At 69.2% G+C, this 14,311-nt stretch carries 12 protein-coding genes and 1 pseudogene; 4 read left to right on the top strand and 9 right to left on the bottom strand.

The window, feature by feature from the left end:
* Positions 1-115 precede the first annotated feature (115 nt).
* Positions 116-1,081, bottom strand: coding sequence for an isoaspartyl peptidase/L-asparaginase family protein (locus AB3X08_RS01540; protein ID WP_369938378.1), 966 nt, complete (start codon positions 1,079-1,081; stop codon positions 116-118).
* A gap of 261 nt (positions 1,082-1,342) precedes the next feature.
* A pseudogene (locus tag AB3X08_RS01535) lies at positions 1,343-1,864 on the bottom strand (cyanophycinase); the annotation flags it as partial.
* 346 nt (positions 1,865-2,210) lie between these two features.
* Between AB3X08_RS01535 and AB3X08_RS01530 the strand changes: the two are divergent.
* The 3 genes from AB3X08_RS01530 (at position 2,211) to AB3X08_RS01520 (ending at position 6,991) form a co-directional block, all read left to right on the top strand.
* Complete coding sequence (locus AB3X08_RS01530; protein ID WP_369935757.1) at positions 2,211-2,783, top strand: RNA polymerase sigma factor; 573 nt, start codon at positions 2,211-2,213, stop codon at positions 2,781-2,783.
* Positions 2,710-3,846 (top strand): FecR family protein, encoded by a 1,137-nt coding sequence (locus AB3X08_RS01525; protein ID WP_369935756.1) that lies wholly within the window; start codon positions 2,710-2,712, stop codon positions 3,844-3,846. The genes AB3X08_RS01530 and AB3X08_RS01525 overlap by 74 nt, the downstream gene beginning before the upstream one ends.
* A 106-nt stretch (positions 3,847-3,952) precedes the next feature.
* On the top strand, positions 3,953-6,991 hold the full coding sequence (locus AB3X08_RS01520) for a TonB-dependent receptor (protein WP_369935754.1): 3,039 nt from the start codon (positions 3,953-3,955) through the stop codon (positions 6,989-6,991).
* A gap of 615 nt (positions 6,992-7,606) precedes the next feature.
* On the opposite strand, the gene AB3X08_RS01515 is transcribed toward AB3X08_RS01520, so the two are convergent.
* Complete coding sequence (locus AB3X08_RS01515) at positions 7,607-8,209, bottom strand: lysophospholipid acyltransferase family protein (RefSeq protein WP_184413894.1); 603 nt, start codon at positions 8,207-8,209, stop codon at positions 7,607-7,609.
* Between the two features lie 3 nt (positions 8,210-8,212).
* The gene (gene arfB / locus AB3X08_RS01510; RefSeq protein ID WP_179571101.1) at positions 8,213-8,644 is read right to left on the bottom strand and encodes an alternative ribosome rescue aminoacyl-tRNA hydrolase ArfB; all 432 of its coding nucleotides are present in this window, start codon (positions 8,642-8,644) and stop codon (positions 8,213-8,215) included.
* Positions 8,645-9,156: 512 nt separating this feature from the next.
* Between arfB and AB3X08_RS01505 the strand changes: the two genes are divergently transcribed.
* Entirely contained in the window at positions 9,157-9,684 is a 528-nt protein-coding gene (locus AB3X08_RS01505) for a DUF2059 domain-containing protein (protein ID WP_369935752.1), read from the top strand.
* Positions 9,685-9,976: 292 nt separating this feature from the next.
* Here AB3X08_RS01505 and AB3X08_RS01500 read toward each other — a convergent pair whose 3' ends face one another.
* The 5 genes from AB3X08_RS01500 to AB3X08_RS01480 all read right to left on the bottom strand — a co-directional run bounded on the left by AB3X08_RS01500 (position 9,977) and on the right by AB3X08_RS01480 (position 14,308).
* Positions 9,977-10,306 carry a hypothetical protein gene (locus AB3X08_RS01500; RefSeq protein WP_369935751.1) on the bottom strand — a complete coding sequence of 110 codons (330 nt, stop codon included), beginning with the start codon at positions 10,304-10,306 and terminating at the stop codon, positions 9,977-9,979.
* A 169-nt stretch (positions 10,307-10,475) separates the two neighbouring features.
* On the bottom strand, positions 10,476-11,279 hold the full coding sequence (locus AB3X08_RS01495; protein WP_369938376.1) for a pseudouridine synthase: 804 nt from the start codon (positions 11,277-11,279) through the stop codon (positions 10,476-10,478).
* A gap of 290 nt (positions 11,280-11,569) precedes the next feature.
* Positions 11,570-11,920 (bottom strand): DUF3147 family protein, encoded by a 351-nt coding sequence (locus AB3X08_RS01490; protein WP_369935750.1) that lies wholly within the window; start codon positions 11,918-11,920, stop codon positions 11,570-11,572.
* A 91-nt stretch (positions 11,921-12,011) separates the two neighbouring features.
* Positions 12,012-13,670 carry a ubiquinone biosynthesis regulatory protein kinase UbiB gene (gene ubiB, locus AB3X08_RS01485; RefSeq protein WP_369935749.1) on the bottom strand — a complete coding sequence of 553 codons (1,659 nt, stop codon included), beginning with the start codon at positions 13,668-13,670 and terminating at the stop codon, positions 12,012-12,014.
* A complete protein-coding gene (locus AB3X08_RS01480; RefSeq protein WP_369935748.1) occupies positions 13,667-14,308 on the bottom strand; it encodes a ubiquinone biosynthesis accessory factor UbiJ in 642 nt (213 codons plus the stop codon). Before AB3X08_RS01480 ends, ubiB begins: the two co-directional genes overlap by 4 nt.
* Positions 14,309-14,311: the final 3 nt, after the last annotated feature.

Raw genomic sequence — 14,311 nt, 5'->3', positions numbered from 1 at the left:
CCGACACGGCAGCGACGGTCAGGTTCCTTGTGGGAGCGACTTCAGTCGCGACGGGCCTTGCCCGGAATGCATGGCCCGGCTGGCGACCGCCAGCCGGTCAGCACACCCGCTCGGGTTACGGCGCCCCGGGCAGCGGCAGCGCCTCGTCCTTGAAGATGGCCACGTGCGGCACGCCGTCGGCGCCGATCCAGCCGCGGTACATGCCTTCGGTGTTGAACGGGAAGGCGACGCTGCCATCGGCGCCCAGCGCGATCGCGCCGCCGTCGCCGCCGGCCTTGGGGATCTGCCGGTCGATCACCGCGTCGGCCGCCTGCGCCAGGCTCTGCTCGGCGTACTTGACCCGCGCGCAGATGTCGTAGGCCGCCACAGCGCGGATGTAGAACTCGCCCCAGCCGGTGCCGGACACCGCGCAGCGGCTGTCGGCGTAGGTGCCGGCGCCGATGATCGGCGAGTCGCCGACGCGGCCGTAGCGCTTGTTGGTCATGCCGCCGGTGGAGGTACCCGCGGCCAGGTTGCCCTGTGTGTCCAGCGCCAGCGCGCCGACCGTGCCGAAGTGCTTGGCGGTCTGCAGGTCGGCGTGTGCCTGCTTGTTCGCCTCTTCCTTCAGCGCCTGCTGCAGCTGCTTCCAGCGCTTGTCGGTGCGGAAGTAGGACGGATCGACCAGGGTCACGCCGTGCTGGCGCGCGAACACCTCGGCGCCGTCGCCGACCAGCATCACGTGCTCGGACTGGTCCATCACCGCGCGCGCCAGCTGGATCGGGTTCCTCACCCGGTGCACGCCGGCCACCGCGCCGGCCTTGCCGCTGGCGCCGTCCATGATCGCCGCGTCCAGTTCGTTGCGGCCGTCGTGGGTGAACACCGCGCCCTTGCCGGCGTTGAACTGCGGCGAATCCTCCAGCACCGCGATCGCCGCGGCGACCGCGTCCACCGCCGGCTTGCCCTGCGCCAGCAGCGCCTGCCCGGTACGCAGGGCCGTTTCCATCGCCGCACGCGCTTCGGCCAGGTCGGCAGCGCTGCTGCTGGCGCGCTCGACCCCGGCGCCGCCGTGGATCACCAGCGTGGTGGCCGGAATCTCACGCATGCGCCCGTCCTGCACGGTGTAGTAGCGATGGAACACCGGCGTGTCGACCCGGCCCTCGGGCAGGTGCAGGGTCGAACCGGGGCCGACGCCGACGGTCTCAATGCGCGCGGCCTGCAACGGCTTGCCCTGCGGCGTGGGCTGCAGCGGGCCGGCGACCACAGTGGCGCCGGCGTGCGGATCGGTGGCGTAGACCCGCGCGCTGCCGTCGCCTTCCACCGCCAGCGCCGCGCTCTCGTCCACGCCCAGGCCGATCAGCGGCGCGTCCTTCGGCGCCAGCGTCGCCGCCTTGGCGCGGAACGCGAACAGCCGGCCAAGCCGGTCGCGCTCCTTGAAGTGGGTGTCGGTGACGACCCGCTTGAGCAGGTCCAGGTGCAGGAAGTCGGTCTCGATGGTGACCGCCGGCCCCAGCGGATCGGCCAGCGCCGCCGGGCTGGTGATGCTGCCGCCGTCCATTGCGCCGTACAGGTATTCGCCGAGCATCGCCAGGCCGGCGCTGGTGCCGCCGAGCGGCTTGCCGGCGCGGACGTGCGCGTCCAGCGCGGCGGCCACCGGCGTGCCCTTCCAGTAGCGCACGTAGCGCGACTGGTCGCCGCCGGCGATGAAGATGCCGTCGGCACGGGCCAGGCTGCGCAGCAGCGCCGGATCGCTGGAGGCGCCGCGGCCCTTGAACACGAACGTCTCCACCGAGGCCACGCCGCCGACATCGCGGTAGAACTCCTCGGCCACTTCGTTGGCCTGCGAGGCACGCAGCACCACCACGTGGCCGTGCCCGGCCTTGGCCATGAACCAGCGCAACGCATCGTAATTGCGGTCGCCGCCGCCCATCAGCAGCAGCCCCGGCGCGACCGGGCCAGGCGTGGGCGCGGCCGGGTCGCCGATCATGTACTGGCGGTAGTCGCGCGCGGCGGCGGGCGCAGCCAGGCACAGGCCCAGCAGCGCCACCATCCAGGGCCGGAACGTGCCGACGAAACGGGTCATGCGGATCTCCTCGAGGGGCGGACGGGAACCGAACGGGCGGTTCGTTGCAGACAGGGGACGAACGGCGGCGCGGTTTCCCCCCTGTGGTTGTACCGTGCCGCAGCGTTGCGCGCGCTGCCACGCGGGCGGACGATCGGCTAATGTTGGGCGCATGCCCGCCTCCCTCGACGATTGGTTCGTCCACGAGATCCTCGTCCACGAGCAGGCGCTGAGCGGCTACCTGCGGCGCTGCTGGCCGCAGCGCGAGGAATGGCACGACCTGCGCCAGGAGATCTACGTGCGCGTCTACGAGGCCGCCGGCAAGGCGCGCCCGAGCATGCCCAAGTCGTTCCTGTTCGCCACCGCGCGGCACCTGATGACCGACCGGCTGCGCCGCAGCCGGGTGGTGTCGATCGAGGCAGTGGGTGATTTGGAGTCGATGCACGTCTTGGTAGACGAGCTGTCGCCGGAACGCTGGTGCGGCGGACGGCAGGTACTGGGACGGCTGGCGGCCGCCTTCGACCGCCTGCCCGACCGCTGCCGCAGCGTGATCTGGCTGCGGCGGGTCGAGGAACTGTCGCAAAGGGAGGTGGCCATGCGTCTGGGCATCAGCGAGAAGACCGTGGAAAAGCACGTGGCCAAGGGCATGCGCCTGCTGGCCGATCATTTTCATGGCGACGACGGCGCGCGTGCGCCCGCGGCGCCGCGGCGAACCCGGGCGCTGGATGGACAGCAGGCGGATTGAGCTGCGCGCGGCGGCCTGGCTGGCGCGCTGCGACCGCGGCGATTGGACGCCGCAGCAGCAGGCGCGGCTGGAGGCGTGGCTGGCCGCGGCCACGGCGCACCGGGTGGCGTTCCTGCGCCTGCGCGCGGCGTGGCAGGAGAGCGGGCGGCTGCAGGCGCTGGGCGCCGGCCAGCGCGACGGCGGCATTCCGCCACGCGGCAGCTGGCGCGGGCTGGCGGCTGGCGACAACGTGGCGAACGACACCGAAGCGCGCGACAGCGCACCGGTCGCCGTACCCGGCCCGCCTGCCGACCTGGGCCAGCTGCGCTTCGCGCCGCGCCCGCCCGCACGTGCGCGACGGCGTTGGCCGCTGGCGCTGGCCGTGACGCTGCTGCTTGGCGTCGCGCTCGGCCTGGGCTGGCGCCACTCCGCAACGGTAACGCCGGTCGCCTACGCCAGCGCCACCGGCAGCCTGCGCCCGCTGGCGCTGGCCGACGGCTCGCACGCCACGTTGAGCAGCGACAGCCGCATCGACGTGGCGCTGTCGCGCGCGCAGCGGCATATCGACCTGCAGCGCGGCGAGGCCTTCTTCGAAGTGAGCAAGGATCCGGCGCGGCCGTTCGTGGTCGCCAGCGGCGCGCGCAACGTGATCGCGGTGGGCACGCGCTTCGCGGTGCGCCACGACGCCGACGCGCTGCGCGTAGTGGTCACCGAAGGCACGGTGCGGCTGGAATCGGCGGCGAACCCGCAGGCGCCGCCGACCCTGCTGCCGGCCGGCAGCATCGCCCTGGCCGGCCCGCACGGGGTGCTGGTGCGGCGGGTCGCGCTGGCCGAGGCCGAACGCGCGCTGGACTGGCGCAACGGCTACCTGACCTTCGACGACACCCCGCTGCAGGCGGCGGTGGCCGAGTTCAACCGCTACAACACGGTCAAGCTGCAGGTGGCCGACGCCGATGCCGGCGCGCTGCGTGTGGGCGGCAATTTCCGCTGGTCCAACACCGAGGCGTTCGTACGCCTGCTCGAGCAGGGCTTCCCGATCCGCGCCGAGCGCCGCGGCGAGCAGGTGCTGTTGCACAGCCGCTGAGCGCCGCGCGATCGGGGATGGGGGGATTTGCGCGGCTCGTTCGTCCTGTCTAGCGGGGGCGTGGCCCTGCGCCTGTGTTAGGGGAGAAAACTCGATGCGATATCCGATGCGTGTCCTGCTGCTGAGCATGGCCTGCGCGACCGCCTGCGCGGCGCAGGCGCAATCCGCTGCCGACGGCCAAGCTGCCGGCATGCAAGTGAACATTCCCGCCGGCCCGCTGCGCGCGGCGCTGGAGGCGCTGGCGCAGCAATCCGGCGCGCAGCTGATCTACCGCGCCGACCAGCTCGACGGCGCGCGCAGCGCCGGCGCGCACGGCCAACTGGAGACCGCGCAGGCACTGCAGCAGGTGCTGCGCGGCAGCGGCTTCGTCGCCCAGCGCGATGCCTCCGGCGCCTGGCTGGTGCGGCGCCAGGACCCTGCGCCGGCACCGCGCGCGCAACCGGTGCGCGCCACGCTGCCGGCCGCCGCGCCCGCCGAACCGGTGGCCGACCTGCAGACACTGCAGGTCACCGGCTCGCGCATTCCGCGCGCGCAACTTGAAGGGCCGGCGCCGATCAGCGTGATCAGCGCCGAACAGATCAAGGCCAACGGTTTCACCTCGGTGCCGGACGTGCTGCGCGCGATGACCCAGAACGGCGGCGAGACGCAGAGTCCGCAGTCGGCCAGCGGCGCCGACTTCTCGCCCGGCGCGCAGCAGGTGGACCTGCGCGGACTCGGCCCCAACCACACCCTGGTGCTGGTCAACGGCCGCCGCATCGCCGACTTCCCGATGCCGTTCAAGGGCCGCAGCAACTTCACCGACATCTCCAACATCCCGCTGGGCATGATCGACCGCATCGAGATCCTGACCGGCAGCGCCTCGGCGATCTACGGCTCGGACGCGATCTCCGGCGTGGTCAATTTCATCCTCAAGAAGCACGCCGACGGCACCACCCTGGACTATCGCTTCGGCGACACCAGCGGCGGCGGCGGCGACAGCTTCAACCTCAGCGTCAGCAGCGGCTTCTCGCGCGGCGCGTTCGATGCGGTGTTCGGCGCCGAGGTCGTGACCCAGAATCCGCTGTGGGCCTACCGGCGCAGCCGCCAGGACAGCACCATGGACGGCCCCACCGAGCGCTCGCAGGTGCCGCGCCGTACCTTCCTGCGTACCGACTACGACGACAACTATCTGGATCCGGGCGCGGCCACCTGCGAGGCGGTCTCCGGACTCAACGGCGGCAGCACCGGCTACGCCTCGCGCCCGGGCTACGGCGAGTTCTGCGGCAGCAGCGCCTCGATCGGCTACGGGACCATCACCAACAAGCGCCGCGGCATCAACGCCTACGCCTCGCTGCGCTATGCCTTCGATGGCGGCACCGAGTGGTTCGCCGACCTGCAGCTCGGCTACCACGAACTGTCGCTGTTCCGCGACGTGACCCAGTGGGGCTACATGGCCCCGGATGGCAACGAGGAAGGCTATTTCTACAACCAGGCCACCGACCAGATCGAAGCCTGGGGCCGCCAGTTCAGTCCCGAGGAAATGGGCGGGCTCAACGCCGGCACCATCCGCACCCGGCAAAAGACCTTCAGCCTGACCACCGGCTTCAAGGGCAAGCTGGGCGGCGACTGGGACTACGAGGCCAGCCTCAGCCACTCGCAGTACCAGGCCACGATCAGCTGGCCGCAGATCGTCGCCGAACGCGCCAACGCGCTGTTCCTCGGCCCGCAGCTGGGCGTGGACGACGATTCGGGCCTGCCGATCTTCAACGCCGACCCGCAGCGCCTGTACACGCCGCTGACCCGCGACGAATACGACAACATCGCCCAACGCACCGTGTACCAGCCGCGCTCGCACACCGACACCGCCGCCTTCACCGTGACCAACCCCAGCCTGTTCGCGCTGCCCGGCGGCGATGCGGGGCTGTCGGCCACCGCCGAATTCGGCAACCAGGGCTACGACCTGCGCCCGGATCCGCTGGCCACCCAGTATTACTACTACAGTTGGAAGGACTCCGACGGCCACGGCAGCCGCAACCGCTGGGCGCTGGCCAGCGAGCTGCGCCTGCCGGTGCTGTCGACGCTGGCGCTGAGCCTGGCCGGGCGCTACGACCAGTACCGTTTCTCCGGCCGCACCCTGGGCAAGTTCACCTACAGCGGCGGCCTGGAATGGCGGCCGCTGGACACGCTGCTGGTGCGCGGCTCCTACGGCACCGCGTTCCGCGCACCGGACCTGCACTACCTCTACGCCGGCCCCGGCAACGACGAAACCTCCGGGGTGGATTACTACCGCTGCGCCAGCGAGGAACCGGGCGTGGCGATCGAGGACTGCAGCTACAACGACGAGGCGATCATCCGCGGCCGCAGCGGCAACCGCAAACTGGATCCGGAGACCAGCACCTCGTGGACCGCCGGCTTCGTCTGGTCGCCGGCCCCGGAGCTGGACGTGTCGGTGGACTACTTCGACATCGACATGCGCAACCAGGTGCAGGACCTGCGCGTGGACCAGGTGCTGCGCGACGAATCCGAGTGCCGGCTGGGCAACCTGGATGCGGCATCGACCACCTGCCAGCAGGCGCTGGCGCGGGTCACCCGCAGCGCCGACGGCGACCTGTACGGGGTCTACGTCAACCCGATCAACATCGCCCGCGAGAGCACCAGCGGCATCGACCTCAGCACCCACTACCGGCTGGACACCGGGATCGGCACCTTCCGTTTCAGCGGCAGCTACACCTGGGTGCGCCGCCACGACATCCAGGTCTACGCCGGCGAAGCGATGGTGGACGAGTTCGCGGTCAACAGCGGCTACGACATCCCGCGCACCAAGGCCAGCGCCAGCGTGTCGTGGGAACGCAAGGCGTGGTCGGCGACGCTGCATGGCGAGCGCCTGGGCCGCCTGCCCAGTTCCGATTCCTACGACCAGGTCTACGATCCGGACAGCGGCGACAGCCCGTGGATCGGCGCCACCTACCGCTACAACGCCTCGGTGCAGTACCGCTTCACCGATCACGCGCAGCTGTCGCTGACGGTGACCAACCTGTTCGACAAGATGCCGCCGCGCGATCGCACCTATACGTCGTATCCGTACTACGACGTGTCCTGGTTCGACACCGTGGGCCGCAGCCTGTACCTGCAGTACACGCACAAGTTCGGCGGCAGCGCGCTGTAGCGGATAGTCGCCAGAGACCGCGCCCGGGGCTTTTCGAGTCTTCGCAGGTCGCGGCGATCTTATGGGAGCGACTTCAGTCGCGACGGGCCTTCCCGGTAGAGCCCGTCGCGACCGAGTCGCTCCCACAACATTTCGCCAACTGTAAGAAGCGAACCGTCGCGACGCAGGTTGCACGTAGGCGCGCTCCTGTAGGAGCGGCTTCAGTGCACCTCTAATAACTCCATTCCGGAAGCTGCCCGCTGCGCGTGGCGATGGCGTGTTCCTTTTTCTGTCGCGGCTGAAGCCGCTCCTACACATGCGCGCCGTGCTCGTGTAGGAGCGGCTTCAGCCGCGACAGGAGGACGAAGCGGCCGTGATGCCAAGGCGTCCATGAAAAACGCGGCCGCAACGCCACCGTCTACCGCCAATGCGCCTTTGCCACTCCATGGCATCTGGAACGTATCGATGCCCGAGCCTGCAGGCTGGCGTGTCGGCGTCTCGCAAGTGCATCGACGTGCTTTTTTTGGGCGGGTACTAGAGGTGCCCTTCAACCGCGACAGGGTATTACCGGTAACGCTCTGTCGCGGCTGAAGCCGCTCCTACAGGAGCCGTGTCACATCAACGCGCCAACCCGCCTTACAACGTGTCGCGATGCTTCCCGCGCCACGGCCGGTACCAGGTGCGGATCGCGGCGATGTCGGCGTTCATGTCGGCGCCGGTGTGGAACAGCGGGCCGAGGCCGACGGTGCGGCTGGGATAGTCGAAGTACACCGGGAAGATCGGGATCTCGGCGCCGTGCGCGATCTTCCAGAAACCGGCCTTCCACTTTTCCACCCGCTTGCGCGTGCCTTCCGGGGTGATCACGTACCACATGCGCGGCGCCTGGCGGATCAGCGCCACCGCCTGCTCGACCACGCCGCGCGGCGACTTGCGGTCCAGCGGGATGCCGCCGAGCTTGCGCAGCAGCGGGCCCAGCGGCCACCAGAACAGCTGGGTCTTGCCGAGCACGCGCACCTCGAAGCCGACCGCGAACTTGACCGCAAAGCCAAGGAACCCGTCCCAGTTGGACGAGTGCGGGGCGACGATCATCACCAGCTTCGGCACGTCCGGGAACTCGCCCACCACCCGCCAGCCGGTCAGGCGCAGCGCGGTGCGGCCGAGCCAGCGGACGAAGCGGCTGGGCTTGACCATCGGCATGTTCGGGGTGGCGGGGGGCAACGAAAAATCGCGTTCGCTCAAAAGTCACTCCCAGCGGCCGGGCGAACGGCCGCGTTTGATCTGGCTGCGCTCGCGCTTGGCGTCGAGACGCCGCAGCTTGGCGCCGTGCGAGGGTTTGGTGGCGATGCGCCGTTTCGGCACCGACAACCCGGCGGCGATGAACTCGGCCAGGCGCTGGCGCGCATCGTCGCGGTTGCGGTCCTGGGTACGGAAGCGCTGCGCATCGATCACCAGCACGCCTTCGGCGGTGATGCGCCGGTCGCGCCGCGCCAGCAATCGCGCCCGCAACGGCTCCGGCAGCGACGGCGAACCGGCCAGATCGAAACGCAGCTCCACCGCGGTGGAGACCTTGTTGACGTTCTGCCCGCCGGCGCCGCTGGCGCGCACGAAGCGCTCGACGATTTCGCTCTCCGGAATCGCCAGGCTGTTCGAGATGTGGATGGCCCCTGTACCCATCCGCGGATTGTAGGGCATCCGCCAGACGGCTTGATTTTCGACGCTCCCCCGGCCTGAACGGCGGACGCAAGCGGCGGCGATTGCGGGGTCGCCTGCCTCCCGGAGCCGGAACCCATGCGGCTTGGCGCGCCCGCCCCATGTTGCCCATCCAGACAAGGCCTCCACGCCGGCCCATGGTCTGCGGGGAAACCCAACGCGCAACCAACCCTAAAAAAGCGCGCCGGTGCCGGCCAATCGTCGCCGGGGTCAGCTCGTCGGTGGACGGCAGGATCCACTCGCCGGCCTCGTCGTACTTGCCGAAGCACGCCATGCGCTTGCGCCGCCATTCGACAGTGCCAGCCACTTTTCCTCCCGACGCCGTCGCGCCGCTTGGGCCAATTCGGGCCGTCCGCGCGTTCATCGCCGCCGGGTCCGGCGAAGCGCCGGAGGAGCGAATCGACGAAACCCGCAAACGGCGAGGCCGCGGCGATTCCCGTATCCTGGCCGCCGGTCATAGCCTTGCAGGACGCTCGATGAACCAGACCCCGCTCCTTTCCCGTCGCTGGCCGCAACGCCTGCTGCTGGCCGCGCTGCTGGCCCTGGCCGCCGCGCCCGCCCTGGCCGAACCGCCCAGCGATGGCGACATCAACCGCCTGCTGTCGGCCTCGCGCGCGCAGAACATGCTCGACAGCATGCTGCCGCAGATCGAGGCGATGCAGCGCCAGCAATTCGCGCAGCTGACCGCGCAGCACCCGCTCGACGCGGCACAGCAGCAGAAGGTGCAGCAGATCCAGGAGCGCACCCAGGCCACCGTGCGCAAGGCGCTGTCGTGGCAGGAAATGCGCCCGCTGTATGTGAACCTGTACAAGCAGTCGTTCTCCAAGCAGGACGTGCTGGCGATGGCCGAGTTCTATGAGAGCCCGGCCGGCCAGAGCATGCTCGACAAGACCCCGCAGCTGATGCAGAACCTGATGGGCGCGATCCAGCAGAAGATCACCCCGCTGTTCGTGGACCTGCAGAAGGATCTGGAGCAAACGGTCAACGCGCCGCCGGCCAAGTAACGCCTAGAACCGATCTTGCATTCGTAGGAGCGGGTTCGGCCGCGACCGGGCATTACCTATGAAGCCCGGCCGCGGCTTAAGGGCACTTCTAATAAGCTCAGCTCCAGATTTACGTGTTATGCGCATCAATGACTTGCAAGCGTTTTAACCGAGTTTTTTGCGGTTATTAGAGATGCTCTTAAGCCGCTCCTACAGCTCGCCGCTCAGAGATGCGCTACAGCGTTCCATGATTGTGCTAGCAGCACGATCGATATTTCGCGCCCCGCAATACCCCACCGGATAACGCAGCACTTCAGTTCATAAAAATATAATCGGCCGTTTCGCGATCGCCCCAGACAGCACAATTGCCTGTTCCATGCACATAGACCACCTTGCCTTGTGCGGAAGCGCTTAGCAGCATTGCGTACTGGGCTCTTCCCGTTTGGGTCGCCAATGACAACGCCAACGACGTGCTGGAGCATGCGGGCGCGTTCTTGTAGGGCCCATCGAGGCCGAAAAATACGACATCTTGAGAGTGCACCATGAGCTGTGCAACTTTCCCCGACGCATCTCCTGCCGATGCAGAAAATGGCAGCATGAAAATAATCGAGACAGCAAGAGCCAAACGAACTTTATTCCACATATATCCCCCTGGAAACTACGGAATTCAGTCTGGCAAGATAGACTAAACCCAACGTCGCCGCCATCCCGCCCCGGAAGCATTGGCACTGCGCGTACAAAAGACCAGCCTCGAACAGGTCACCGCAGTCAGCGGGCGTACCTTGCCAGACAACAGCCTCATGGTGGCGGTGCTATCCCGCCACACCACGTCCCGCATCCGCCTGCCAAAGCGCAGGATCCCACCCGAACAACCCGAATGCCCGCACGAACTCCGCATCCAGCGGCGCGCGCACCTCGATCTGGCGCCCGTCCGGATGCGGGAACGCCAGGCGCTCGGCGTGCAGCAGCATGCGGTGCACGCCCTGCATGCGGAAGATGCGGTTGTGGCGGCCGTCGCCATGGCTGGTGTCGCCGATCAGGTGATGCGACAGATGCTTGAGGTGGCGGCGGATCTGGCGGAAACGGCCGGTCACCGGACTGCAGCGCAGCAGCGCGTAGCGCGAGGTGCCGAACTCGCCCGACGGTACCTGCAGCTCGCCGCAGGCAAGGCGCTCGAAGCGGGTCTGCGCCGGCTTCTTCACCGGTTTGCCGGGGCCGCCGTCGAGGTCGTGGTCCACGTCGAAGCGTTCCTCGGCCGGCCAGCCGCGGCAAATCGCCAGGTAGTCCTTGTCCACTGCTCCCGCCATCAGCGCCTTGCCCAGCGCGCCGGCGGTGTCGCGGTCGAAGGCCAGCAGCAGGCAGCCGCTGGTGGCGCGGTCGAGCCGGTGCACCAGGAAGATCGGACGCCCCAGTTGCGCGCGCAGGCGATCGGCGAGGAAGTCGTCCTCGCCGCGGGCCAGCTTGCTGTCGTGGACCATCAGCCCGGTCGGCTTGTCGACCACGGCCAGGAACGGGTCCAGATAGAGGATCTGCAGGGAATCGGGGGACATGCTCACCGCGGGATTATCCGCGCGCAGCGGCCCTGGCCACAATGCGCACGTCACGCAGCGTCCCATGCCGGACCGTTGACGGCGCCACGTCACGGCTCGCCAATGAGTCCCGATGAAATACTGGCTGCTGTTGTCGCTGCTGACCGCGGTTCGCTGGCATCGTAGCGCTCCAGCCGCGGTGGTGACCGGCGCCGACGGCAAGCCGGTCTGCGCCACCAAGGCCGGCGAACTGGCCAATGCGCGCAAGATGCGCGATCAGGCATCTAGGGTTTCTTCGCCAAGGCGGCGGGGTGCCGGCAGGGGCACTGAACCGCGGCCGCCGCACCGGGGGCTGCCGACCGACGGCAGTCTCCGCGCTACAGCAGCTGGATGCCGAAGCGGCGCACGCCCAGCGCCAACGCGGCGAAGCAGGCCATGGTCAGCAACGCGCACGCGACCAGGGTCCACCAGAAGCCGAGCCGCGGCAACAGCAGCGGAAACGCCAGGAACATCGGCAGCGTCGGCAGCACGTACCAGAACGTGTACCAGGCATGGTTGGCGATCTTGGCCTGCGGCTGCCGTTCCAGTTGCAGCCAGATCAGGGTCAGCACGGTCACCAGCGGCAAGGCCGCGATCAGCCCGCCAAGCCGGTCGCTGCGCCGCGCCACTTCGGAAATCGCCACCACCAGCGCGGCGGTGATCAGGTACTTGCCGACGATCCAGGGCATACGCAGCTCCGAAGGTGGAGAACACCGTGGCGCCGATCGGCCACGCACACGCAGCGCATCCGGGCCGCGACGTCCGGCAGCGGCGACGCGGCTAGCGACGCCACCACGCCGAGAGTAGGGCGACCGCACCGATGCCGCCGGCGATCCATGCCCACAGCGACACCCCGCCCAGCTGCGGCCCGCCGGCACCGAGCGCGTACAGCAGCGCCGCCACCGTGAGCAGGCCCACACCGGTGATCGCGGTGACCACGCGGCGCTGCATGCGCAGCAGGATCAGATTGAGTTCGAACAGGTCGCGCGAGCGCATCGACAGCTCGTGGCGGCCCTCGACCTGCTGGCGCAGCCAGCCATGCACCAGGCGCGGCATGTCCGGCGCGTGGGTCATGATTTCCGGCAACCGCTTGCGCAGTTCGTGCAGCGCGCGCTGCGGGCTGTAGCGCTCGATGAGGATGCGCTCGAGCACCGGCCGCGCCACCGCCCAGATGTCCAGTTCCGGATCCAGCTGACGGCCCACGCCTTCGATGTTCAGCAGGGTCTTCTGCAGCAGGATCAACTGCGGCTGCAGGGTCAGCTGATAGCGCTGGGCGACGCGGAACAGCTTGATCAGCACCTCGGCCAGCGAGATCTGCGACAGCGGCCGGGTGAAGTACGGCTCGCATACCGAGCGCGCCGCCGCTTCCAGTTCGTCGATGCGCACGTTGGACGGCATCCAGCCCGCCTCCACGTGCAGCTCGGCCATGCGCCGGTAGTCCTTGTTGAAGATGGCCATGAAATTCTCGGCCAGGTAGTACTGATCTTCCTGCGACAGCTGGCCCATGATGCCGAAGTCCAGCGCGATGAAACGCGGGTTGATCCGCCGCGCCGGGTCGCTGTCGACCCAGATGTTGCCGGCGTGCGCATCGGCATGGAAGAAGTTGTCGCGGAATACCTGCGTGTAGAACACGCGCACGCCCTTGGCCGCCAGCGCCTTGCGGTCGATGCCGGCGGCGTCGAGCGAGGCGATGTCGTCGGAGGGGATGCCGCGCACCCGCTCCAGGGTCAGCGCGCGCTCGGCGGTGTGGCTCCAGATCACCTCCGGCACGTACAGGTCGTCCGAATGCAGCCAGAAGCGGCGCAGCACGCTGGCGTTGGCGCCTTCGCGCTGCAGGTCCAGTTCCGCGGCCAGGGTGGTCTCGATCTCGGCCACCACTTCGCGCGGGCGGATCTTGTCGGCGCGCGGATGCGCGCGATCGACCAGCGCGGCGGCGGACTTCAACAGCGCGATGTCGGCATCGATCTGCCGCTCGATGTCCGGGCGCAGCACCTTGACCACCACCTCGCGGCCGTCGTGCAGCGTTGCCGCATGCACCTGCGCGATCGAGGCCGAGGCCAGCGGCGTGGTGTCGAAACTGGCGAAGGCCACGCCAATCGGCTGTCCCAGCGCCTGCTCGACGATGCGCCGCGCGGCCTCGCCGTCGAACGGGCGCACCCGGTCCTGCAACAGGGTCAGTTCCTCGGCCACGTCCGGCGGCATCAGGTCGCGGCGGGTGGACAGGATCTGCCCGAACTTGACGAAGATCGGGCCCAGGTCCTGCAGCGCCAGGCGCAAGCGCGCGCCACGCGACTGCGCAGCGATGTCCGGGCTGGCGCGCGGCACGAACGGCTTGGCCAGGCGCAGCCAGCGCTCGGCCGGGGTGCCGTCGAGCAGATCGTCCAGGCGGTAACGCAGGATCACCCGGCCGATGCGGCTGGCGCGGAACATCGCCTTCATGCGCCGCGCCCCGGCTGCAGCCGCGCGACCCGTGCGGCCAGGCGCTCGACATCGTCGCGCACCGCATCCACGTCGTCGTAGAACGCGTCCAGCTCGGCGCGCGGAACCACGTCGCGCGACTCCTCGGTGACGAATTCGGCCGCGCTCTGCGCCAGGTCCTGCGCGCTGCGCTGGGCCTGCTGCAGCGCCGTGCGCGCGGCGTTGGCGAACTGCACGCCGAGCACGTCGCCGAACACCTGGGTGAACGGACGCTGCCAGTCGGGATCGAAACGCCCCGCCAACTGCTGCAGGCGCCGCGCCAGCTCGGCATCGCCGGATACCCGCACCCGCCCTCCGGGGCTGGCGCCGCGCCGCGCCTGGGCCAGAAATGGCAACTGCGCGAACAACCCGCCGAGGGTACTGCGCACCGCCAGATCCGGCTCCTGCGCCGTGTCCACCGGGCCGACCTGCAGGCGCGTGCCGTCCACGCGGATCTGCAGTGCCAGCGCCGGCGCCTCCAGGGTCAGCGCCACGCGCTGGCCATCGAGACCGCGCAGCGCCTCGCGGGTATCCGGGTCCAGCGCCAGCGCGCGATTGAGCGCCGCTTCCAGCGCGCGGCCGGCCAGGGGCTTGAGGGCATCGAGGGGAGATCCAGGCATGCC

The organism is Xanthomonas sp. DAR 34887, from assembly GCF_041245805.1.
In the GTDB taxonomy this organism is placed as follows: domain Bacteria; phylum Pseudomonadota; class Gammaproteobacteria; order Xanthomonadales; family Xanthomonadaceae; genus Xanthomonas_A; species Xanthomonas_A tesorieronis.
The sequence above is the reverse complement of the archived record's forward strand: the minus strand, read 5'-3'. Positions and strand labels throughout refer to the sequence as shown.

Coding starts and splice junctions, on each gene's coding strand:
- AB3X08_RS01540 (WP_369938378.1), bottom strand. CDS start 1,081: ATGCGTGAGATTCCGGCCACCACGCTGGTGATCCACGGCGGCGCCGGG.
- AB3X08_RS01530 (WP_369935757.1), top strand. CDS start 2,211: ATGCCCGCCTCCCTCGACGATTGGTTCGTCCACGAGATCCTCGTCCAC.
- AB3X08_RS01525 (WP_369935756.1), top strand. CDS start 2,710: ATGGCGACGACGGCGCGCGTGCGCCCGCGGCGCCGCGGCGAACCCGGG.
- AB3X08_RS01520 (WP_369935754.1), top strand. CDS start 3,953: ATGCGTGTCCTGCTGCTGAGCATGGCCTGCGCGACCGCCTGCGCGGCG.
- arfB (WP_179571101.1), bottom strand. CDS start 8,644: ATGGGTACAGGGGCCATCCACATCTCGAACAGCCTGGCGATTCCGGAG.
- AB3X08_RS01505 (WP_369935752.1), top strand. CDS start 9,157: ATGAACCAGACCCCGCTCCTTTCCCGTCGCTGGCCGCAACGCCTGCTG.
- AB3X08_RS01500 (WP_369935751.1), bottom strand. CDS start 10,306: ATGTGGAATAAAGTTCGTTTGGCTCTTGCTGTCTCGATTATTTTCATG.
- AB3X08_RS01495 (WP_369938376.1), bottom strand. CDS start 11,279: ATGGGACGCTGCGTGACGTGCGCATTGTGGCCAGGGCCGCTGCGCGCG.
- AB3X08_RS01490 (WP_369935750.1), bottom strand. CDS start 11,920: ATGCCCTGGATCGTCGGCAAGTACCTGATCACCGCCGCGCTGGTGGTG.
- ubiB (WP_369935749.1), bottom strand. CDS start 13,670: ATGAAGGCGATGTTCCGCGCCAGCCGCATCGGCCGGGTGATCCTGCGT.
- AB3X08_RS01480 (WP_369935748.1), bottom strand. CDS start 14,308: ATGCCTGGATCTCCCCTCGATGCCCTCAAGCCCCTGGCCGGCCGCGCG.